The sequence below is a fragment of the Bacillus cereus group sp. N6 genome (assembly GCF_016483705.1).
GTDB lineage: Bacteria > Bacillota > Bacilli > Bacillales > Bacillaceae_G > Bacillus_A > Bacillus_A wiedmannii.
Window position 1 is genome coordinate 1 of record NZ_JAEHBI010000084.1, and the last position, 8,576, is coordinate 8,576.

Below are 8,576 nucleotides of genomic sequence, written 5' to 3' on the forward strand. Positions count from 1 at the left end.
AAAAAGAACGTATGTACGAATCGGAGGCTGCATAATTGAAATTATCTGTGTCTATTTTATTGACTTAATATCAAAATTACGTATTCGTTTTAGGTGTTTTTTTTTAAAATCACCCAAAAAATATAAGTAAGAAGAAATCATAAAACATATTGTATGAAATATGTTTTATGATTTTTGATTAGTTTTTAACTTTGCAACAGAATCCTTTCCCTCCCTATATTTTGGTTACGTAAGACAAAAATAAAGAGATTTAAGGTATAATTAGGTATAATAAACAAAAAATAAAAGTAGAAAGTAGGTGATTATTTTGAAAAACACAGGAATGATTCGAAGAATAGATGACTTAGGAAGAGTCGTACTACCTAAAGAAATGCGAAGAACGTTTGATTTAGTACCAAATACCCGTGTAGAGATGTTTGTACAAGATGGGAGTGTACATGTACGGAAACAAGAAAGAACTTGTTTTGTGACAGGAAACATAGCTGAAAATCATATGGAATTTTATGATGGACGTTTAATTTTAAGTCACGAAGGGGCTAAAGATATGATGAAAACCCTGCAAAGATGGATTCTGGAATAAGGGGGGTATCCCCATTCCTCGAAATGGGGGTCGTTATCGTATATTTCTTATGTATCGAAAATAGAATTTTGCAACTATATAAGTAATATCGCTTGTAAAAGTGCACATTTGAGGTCATTTAAACCATTTACACCTCATTGTAACAATCCGTTCAGTATTTGATATTTTCTTTAATATGTGTATTCTTCACATATTAAAGTAGATGGTTTTAAAAGAAATACCTCCTTACAAAAATGTAAGGAAAATGTAATGTTATTAAATAGCAGTTCAGCTCTAAAAAGAACAAAATAGGTAAGAAAATAACAAACGTAGGAGGATATATATGACGAAACCAGTTGTAGATGTAAAAAACGTTCAAAAAGTGTACGGTAAAAAAGGGGATAACCAATCACACGCACTAAAAGGGGTTTCATTCTCCATTCAAGGGAGTGAGTTTGTTGGTATTATGGGACCATCTGGTTCTGGTAAAACAACATTATTAAATGTAATTTCAACACTTGATAAAGCAACGGGTGGCGTTGTTGAAATTGCGGGTACGGATATTACGAAAATGAAGCAAGGTGAACTTTCTGATTTCCGTTCACTAAAATTAGGATTCATCTTCCAAGATTTTAACTTATTAGAAAACTTATCTATTTATGAAAATATTGCACTTCCACTTTCACTCCAAGGGGTTTCATCACGTAGGATTGGACCGAAGGTAGAAAAAGTAGCGGGTATGTTAGGAATTTCCGCAATTCTTCAAAAATATCCATCTGAAATATCTGGTGGACAAAAACAACGGTCTGCGGCAGCGCGTGCACTTGTGCATGAACCAGCAATTATTTTAGGGGACGAGCCTACAGGGGCACTTGATTCTAAAAATGCAACGAGTTTACTTGATGCGATGACAAACTTAAATAAAGAACAAGGCATATCTATTATGATGGTTACGCATGATCCGTATAGTGCAAGTTACTGTCAGCGTATTTTATTCATTCAAGATGGTGAGCTATATAAAGAAATTCACCGTGGTGGTACACGTGAAGAGTTCTATAAAGAAATTTTAGACGTGCTTGCAGATTTAGGCACACAAAAAGGGTAAGAAAGGAAGTTCAAGCATGTTATTTAAACTTTCCATGTCAGGACTAAAAAGTAAGTTACAGGACTATATTGTCTTACTTGTTGGTCTTATCGTATCTATTTCAACTTTTTATATGTTCCAAACGTTATCACTAAATACAGCGTTCCTTGAATCCAATTCAAATGTTGCTCAGATTGCATTTGCATTCCAAATTGGTTCCTTTTTATTAGCGATTATTACATTTTTTTATATTTTATATGCAAATTCTTTTTTATTATCTCTTCGCCAAAAAGAGTTTGGGATGTATATGATGTTAGGAGCAAAAAAGCATAAAGTTACACTACTTATGTTTATTGAAACGATCGTATTAGGCACAGCGTCTCTTGCGATGGGAATTATTGTTGGTGTAGGACTTGCAGAAGGTATCGGTCAATTATTAATGAAACAATTGGAGTTTTCTGGTGAAGGTTATAAATCATTGTATATTCCATCTATGACTGTTACTAGCACCTTCTTCTTTGCACTATTTATAGTATCAGCAATCATGAATAGTATGAAATTATCTCGTATTTCTGTATTACAACTTGTACATGCAGATGTACAAACAGAGCGTGTTGCTATAAAAGGAAAAATGACAGGTGTAGTTGCACTCCTTGGTCTGATTTTATTAGGTATTGGATATGCGTCACTGATTCATATAGCAAAGTTACAGGAAAACGATATACTAACCGTACCTAAATTCATGGGTCTTGGATTAATTACAGCAACAGTTGGTACTTACTGTTTGTTTGGATCACTTCTCCCAGTTATGATCAAAAAGGTAAAGAGTAATAAAAAACGTAGGGAAAAAGGGTTGAATGCTTTTACTTTTGCCCAATTAGACTTCCGTATGAATAGCCTAGCAAATGTACTTGCAACGGCAGCAATCTTAGTGGCTCTTGGAGCTGGTGGAATTGCATGTGGTATGGCATTTAAAAACAACGTTCTAAAAATTACTGAGCAAAGATACATTTACGATTCAGTCGTTCATAATCCAACAGCTGAAGAAAAGAACATTTTGAGTGGTATCTCATTTCAAGAGAAGCTTGCATATCGCTACAAAGTAGATGATACGTATGTGTATTATATAAGAGAAGAGTTAGAGAACAATCGTCCTTTAGTAGTAGATCGAGAAAATAGGAAGACAATGAAAGTTTCAGAGGAATTTCCCCTGGATGCATTTACATTATCAGAAGCATGGTATAAAGAAGATGGGAAACCAGAACAATGGAAAGACGCTTTCCGGACAATCCAGCCAACTTATATGTATCCTGATCATGAAGTGAAAATTGTAGATCAAAACATATATGATAGTATGAAGGGGAAAGAAAGTACTGTGTTTATTGGGAAAACCGATGATTTTGGATCATACTTAAAAGAATGGAAAAAACTTGATGAATTACAGGCAGTGAAATATAAAAATGTGAAAGTGGAAGAATTGGATAGTAAGTATCAAGCATATAATTCAAATTATAGTTTCGTTAGCGGACTTATGTTTATGGGCTTCTTCGTTGGAATTACGTTCTTAGCAATGATGGCAAGTTGTTTAATGTTTAAAGTTCTGTCTGGTGCATCCAAAGATTGTACACGTTATCAAATGCTTCGTAAAATCGGTGTTCGCCGAGAGTTATTAACACAATCGATTTATAAAGAGTTATTCTTTGTATTCTTAGTCCCAGCAATTGTCGGTATTGCTCATATATTAGTTGGTATGAACATGTTCAGCCCTCTTTTAGTTGATCCGTATTTCCGCATTTGGTTACCGCTTGTTATTTTCGTAGTGATTTATTTGATGTACTACTTTATTACCGTTCAATTGTATAAAAAAATTGTGCTTCCGAAAGAAGATTAATGTAAGGATATGATGTATACGCAGTATCAATATAATCTGATCCCATGTATTGCTCATTCTGAATAGGTTTGGAAGTAATAAATGGACTAGCACTACGGTCTAGAACTGCTTAAGACGTATCGCAGCAGGTATCAGCTAACTATTAATAAAATGTTAACAAAACATCAATGAATCGTTTGTTTTATATTAATGTTAATGATACGTTTTTGTTTTATTAACATTTGATTCGGATATTGAGTTTTTGTCTCACGTTAAATAGATGAATATCGCACTTGAGATCTACTCATATGACATGTTTTCAAACAACGTAGACAACGAATCGATTTCAATTTGCATGCTATTTTTATTTGAAATTAATTATGATGAGAAAGTCATATACATACAAGCGATTGGTATTCGCAGAATGATTTTCAGATTATAAATAAAATTTAAAGGAGATCCTAAATGAAACCAACAGAAGAAACTATAAATACGAGATACGAACATATGGTATTCTTTAAGTGGAATCAAAACATAACAGGGGAGAATGAGTCAGAGCTTGTAAAGGAAATTTTACGTTTTAAAGAATTGATACCGGGCATTTTAGATATCTCTGCTGGTCATAATATAACAGAAGAAATAGATAAAATTCAAGGTTATACACTAGGATTTCGTATTACATTCGAAAATCAACAAGCATTAAAAGACTATGCTGTACATCCCGTTCATCAATCTTTTAAGGGGAAAATCCAGGGGATATATGATAATGTCTTGGTTACTGATTATCCAATTCAAAACTAAATATGCTATTTAGTTAAAAGGCTTTCTAATACTTAAGAAGTTTTTAGATAAACAATGTCTGCTAATACTTTGTTGTATGATTTTGTTCCATTGCTACACATACCTAACCTAATGAGCTAGTTAAATAAAAATAAATTTTATTTTTCAAGTAACACAGAATGGCGGTTGCAGCTTTGTTCGTAAATTTAATTGAACCTAAAAAGTTAGACAAATATATTAAGTAGCTACTAAGGATTGAACTCTGTATTGCATAGGGGACAATCCTTTTCTTTTATTTTAGGGAATCTAAATCTTCTGTTTCATAAGCTACTTCCATTTTCAGAGTGTTTCTGCAAGAAGGAATGTTAAAAAAATCAACTGTTTGTTTCAGAGATGTCCCATTTTAATTCATATATTCCATCTAGTTTATACTCGAGAGAGTAAGTTGTATAGCGTTTTTTAAACGCCTTTTCCCCTGAAAATTCAAACCGTTTAATCCCTCTAGGATAAAAACCTAGAGAATTAGCAATGGTTTTACCGCCTTCTATCTCTTATAGATATCGTTTTACTGCTTGTATTTCATCTTTTGAAAAAATTTAGCCATAAAAAATGAACCTCCAATTGTTAATTATGTGTCTAACAATTGGGATGCCCTTCAAACCGGAGCACCTTAATTATTTTTCAAGGGGGCACGGAATTTGCCAACTAAATATTTCCCCCACCAATATTTATGACAGAAGAGTACAATACCTATCGGTATTCCTATTCCTAATATCTGTATAATCACTATGTAACATACGGTGTACAGGTGAAATCTACTTATATATAGCGCAACATACTTCTGAACAAGCGGATGTAACAAATATATCCCGTATGAACAAGAACATACCCACTGTATATAATATGGCGTATCACTCCAATAAATATAAAAACAGTATAGAGAACTACATCATATCTGGCAGAACTAACAATATGAATTATCTCATTTTGAAAAAGTATATGTACCATACAAAAAGTAATAAATAAAGTAAGATACAGGTATTTTCTATAACGATAAATAAAAAGGCGGAATGTATGAATATTCTTTCCTGCATAAAAAGCTATTGTAAAATAAAACAACCATCCTAGAAAAGGCATCCTAAGCAAAACATCCCAGCTATACTTAGAAGAAGGCAAATTAGGTATGTATATGTCAAATATTAACCAATATCCCATACTTAACAAACCTGTACAAATAAGCAAAAAGGTCGGGTTGCTATTATAAAAAAATTTCACAAAAAAGATATGAAGAAGATACATTTGACACATAATTAGCATAAAGTAACCATGCCATTGGCCAATTAAATATAAACTCCATATTTCAAAAAAATCCTGATTTATATTTGATGCAGAAAAGGTAGTATCTATTGCATAAATGATGGTCATCATAAAATAGGGAACGACAATAAATTTTATTTTCTCCCACAAGAAACCTTTAGGGATACGATTTTTATAGGAATAGGCTGTTATCATTTCTGAAATAAGGATAAATAAAGGAGTTGCGAACATTAAAGATAATTGTATAGCGGTTAAAATATCATTAGTTTCTTGATTCCATACTCCTCGTTCATATATTGTTCGGTGAAGTGTATGAATCATTACAACACTAAAACAAGCAACGAGACGTATAAAATCTAATTCTTTAATTCGGTTATCAGACATTTAAACATTTCCCAAGAAACAGTATATCTCCATTCGTCTGTATGGAGGTATACTGTTCTAGCTATTCTCTTCTACTCTTTCTGTCTTCAACCATTCTTTTTTTCGTATTAGTTGACGCCAACAAGCAGTCCATACACTTGGAATAACTAGTAAGTTATAAAGTGGCATACTTAGTCCTGCTAAGATACATTGCCAAAAAGAGCAACTCTGTGAGGAATCTTTATTCGTAAATTGATAATGGCGAATTCCCCAAAATATACCTGGTCCAAAGACTAACAAAATCCAAAGCAAGAGTGAGACGATATTCCATATCCATTGTGTAGAGGTAGTGAAAAATTGAAAATCATACGAATACAAAAAAATCCCCATTAATATCCATGATAGAATTGTGATAACGCTTCCTATTAAACTGGTCCAGGGTTGCAATAAGAAATAAAGAATATCCAACTTTGCAAGTGTAGGGAGCTTTGCTTGTAAGACTTCCTTTACTCGGGACAGACATTGCATATTTCCTTGGGCCCAACGACTCCGCTGTCTAATATAGCGTGAGATTGATGTAACGCCTTGTTGATACATTGCACTATGAGACAAATGACGGATTTTCCAACCACGAATTAATAAAGATAATCCAAAATCAAAGTCTTCTAATAGGCAACTTGACCAGGGATGTGTTCCTAACTCTTGCATCGCACTTAATCGTGAAAATTGTCCATTTCCTCCTAAGCCAACACTTTGTAAGTATTCTCGACTATTTTGAATCGTTGCTACGTTAGAATAAAACTCGATATCTTGCATAAGAGATAACCAATTTTCACGGTTCGTCATGCGAATCGTTGTTTGCGCAGCTCCAACTGTTGGGTCTACAAAGGCACTTTGTGCCTCTTGTAAAAGGTTACTACTTGGTCGACCATCTCCATCTACAATCGTTAAAATAACCTGGTGAGAATCGATAGACAGACGCTTTACCACTTTACAAATTTGTTGATAGACATCATTTAATGCTTCCCCTTTTCCAAGGCGTGCTTGAGGAAATTTCCGTTGATGAATTCGAATTCTAGGATCATTTAACTGTCGTACAACATGCACCGTATTATCATCAGATGCATCATCTATAACCACAATGAACAAACGATCGTAATCCAATTGCAATAGAGATTCAACAGTTTTTCGAATTACCTTCTCTTCATTCAGACAAGGTATACAAAAAATAAAGTAAGGTAGCTCTGTCTCTATAGGAGAGTCTATATCTTTAAAGTTGTATCTAGGTAAAAGTGAAATAAATGTTATATACATATAATATAAAAAAACGAGTGGAATGGATATGATTCCACAAATCCATAAAATTAAGTCCATTTTTAAGTCCCCTCTTATTTTCTGTTGAATAAGCATCCACTAAAACTGTTTATATCGATTGTAAAGTCACTACTACACGATCTTGGTAGCCACCTTTTTCTTGAATAAATTTCCCTGTACAGGTAATGAGAGTAACACGCGGCCCTTCTTGTATATTCATAACCGATGCAGGAACCTCTTCTACATGATATACCTGTTTTTCTATGACTTGAAACGTGCGAACTTCTTTATTTTCGTATTGTATAAGAATATGTTCTCCTTTTTGAATATTTTCTAAGTATTGAAAAGGTCCTAAGTCCCCTTTCCAATCTCGATGTCCTGCAAGCAAAGCATTTCCTGGATTACCAGGAACCGCACTTTGTTTATACCATGAGGCAACCTCTAGATTATCTTTTATTAACATTCTTCCTGTTGAATCTAATCCTACAGGAAGAATGTTGACTGTAACTTGTGTTTGCTGAAATTCTAATTTCATAGGGGGAGAGGTAATATCGTGTCTTTCCTGCTTTTCTTTTATGATTTTCTCATTTGGTATAATAGGTGAAACCGTATCTGGTTGCTGGAACATACGTGAAAGACCCTGTTGCTGAACATAGTAACAACTGCTTAGTATAAGCATGAAAATACAGGGAAATAAAAGTCGTTTTTTCATATCAACTCTTTTGTATAGAAAGGGGATTTTTATATGAAACAAACGTTCCTGATTTTCCATAAGATGTTACATATCCTTCCCCTGATAACCTTGATAATGCTTGGCGAATGGGTGTACGACTCATACCAAATTGAATGGCTAAATGATGTTGGTGTAATAAATCCCCTTTGCTCAATTCTCCTGTTAGTATCGCGTATTTAATATATTCATACGCTTGCTGTTCCCGTGATTTTTGGTGCATATCTATTCTCCTTTCTGTAATACATGTGCCTAAAAGATAGAAAGCTTTTTAGGAATATCAGTATACAAGATGGATACTAAGTCGGATAGGTCAAAAAAGACTTTTGCCTAAGGTGTATTTTTGTCTCATCTTTTCCATGATTCATGATAGAAAAGGCTTTTGAAAAGGTCATTATATATATATTTATTACAATGTGTGTATTCGAAAAGAGTTCTTTGTTGATGTAGAGAGTTGTGTCGTAAAAATGTGTCTCCTATCCTTGATGTTAGACTAAAAAGTAGACACAGGTTACTATAATAAAAAATGAACCAAATGAGGTGTCTACATGGGGAAAGT

8 protein-coding genes and 1 pseudogene are annotated in these 8,576 nt (G+C 33.6%); 4 read left to right on the plus strand and 5 right to left on the minus strand.

Going from position 1 to position 8,576, the window contains the following annotated elements:
• Window positions 1–307 precede the first annotated feature (307 nt).
• The 4 genes from JDS99_RS28895 to JDS99_RS28910 all read left to right on the plus strand — a co-directional run bounded on the left by JDS99_RS28895 (window position 308) and on the right by JDS99_RS28910 (window position 4,314).
• A complete protein-coding gene (locus JDS99_RS28895) occupies window positions 308–580 on the plus strand; it encodes an AbrB/MazE/SpoVT family DNA-binding domain-containing protein (RefSeq protein WP_242475787.1) in 273 nt (90 codons plus the stop codon).
• A gap of 322 nt (window positions 581–902) precedes the next feature.
• Window positions 903–1,664, plus strand: a complete 762-nt coding sequence (locus tag JDS99_RS28900; protein ID WP_199696241.1) for an ABC transporter ATP-binding protein — start codon at window positions 903–905, stop codon at window positions 1,662–1,664.
• 16 nt (window positions 1,665–1,680) lie between these two features.
• A complete protein-coding gene (locus JDS99_RS28905) occupies window positions 1,681–3,534 on the plus strand; it encodes an FtsX-like permease family protein (protein WP_199696242.1) in 1,854 nt (617 codons plus the stop codon).
• A gap of 444 nt (window positions 3,535–3,978) precedes the next feature.
• Window positions 3,979–4,314: a Dabb family protein gene (locus JDS99_RS28910; RefSeq protein ID WP_199696243.1), complete on the plus strand. Its 336-nt coding sequence runs from the start codon at window positions 3,979–3,981 to the stop codon at window positions 4,312–4,314.
• Between the two features lie 274 nt (window positions 4,315–4,588).
• Here JDS99_RS28910 and JDS99_RS28915 read toward each other — a convergent pair.
• The 5 genes and pseudogenes from JDS99_RS28915 to JDS99_RS28935 all read right to left on the minus strand — a co-directional run.
• Window positions 4,589–4,897: pseudogene (locus JDS99_RS28915) on the minus strand (IS3 family transposase); the annotation flags it as partial.
• A gap of 215 nt (window positions 4,898–5,112) precedes the next feature.
• A complete protein-coding gene (locus JDS99_RS28920; protein WP_199696244.1) occupies window positions 5,113–5,994 on the minus strand; it encodes an acyltransferase family protein in 882 nt (293 codons plus the stop codon).
• Between the two features lie 57 nt (window positions 5,995–6,051).
• Window positions 6,052–7,347 (minus strand): glycosyltransferase family 2 protein, encoded by a 1,296-nt coding sequence (locus JDS99_RS28925; protein WP_199696245.1) that lies wholly within the window; start codon window positions 7,345–7,347, stop codon window positions 6,052–6,054.
• 49 nt (window positions 7,348–7,396) lie between these two features.
• Window positions 7,397–7,915, minus strand: a complete 519-nt coding sequence (locus JDS99_RS28930; RefSeq protein WP_199696246.1) for a class F sortase — start codon at window positions 7,913–7,915, stop codon at window positions 7,397–7,399.
• 85 nt (window positions 7,916–8,000) lie between these two features.
• Complete coding sequence (locus JDS99_RS28935; RefSeq protein ID WP_199696247.1) at window positions 8,001–8,240, minus strand: GntR family transcriptional regulator; 240 nt, start codon at window positions 8,238–8,240, stop codon at window positions 8,001–8,003.
• Window positions 8,241–8,576: the final 336 nt, after the last annotated feature.

Excerpts from the sequence above, each read along its gene's own strand:
- JDS99_RS28900 (WP_199696241.1), top strand. The coding sequence starts at position 903 with ATGACGAAACCAGTTGTAGATGTAAAAAACGTTCAAAAAGTGTACGGT.
- JDS99_RS28930 (WP_199696246.1), bottom strand. The coding sequence starts at position 7,915 with ATGTTCCAGCAACCAGATACGGTTTCACCTATTATACCAAATGAGAAA.
- JDS99_RS28925 (WP_199696245.1), bottom strand. The coding sequence starts at position 7,347 with ATGGACTTAATTTTATGGATTTGTGGAATCATATCCATTCCACTCGTT.
- JDS99_RS28910 (WP_199696243.1), top strand. The coding sequence starts at position 3,979 with ATGAAACCAACAGAAGAAACTATAAATACGAGATACGAACATATGGTA.
- JDS99_RS28920 (WP_199696244.1), bottom strand. The coding sequence starts at position 5,994 with ATGTCTGATAACCGAATTAAAGAATTAGATTTTATACGTCTCGTTGCT.
- JDS99_RS28935 (WP_199696247.1), bottom strand. The coding sequence starts at position 8,240 with ATGCACCAAAAATCACGGGAACAGCAAGCGTATGAATATATTAAATAC.
- JDS99_RS28905 (WP_199696242.1), top strand. The coding sequence starts at position 1,681 with ATGTTATTTAAACTTTCCATGTCAGGACTAAAAAGTAAGTTACAGGAC.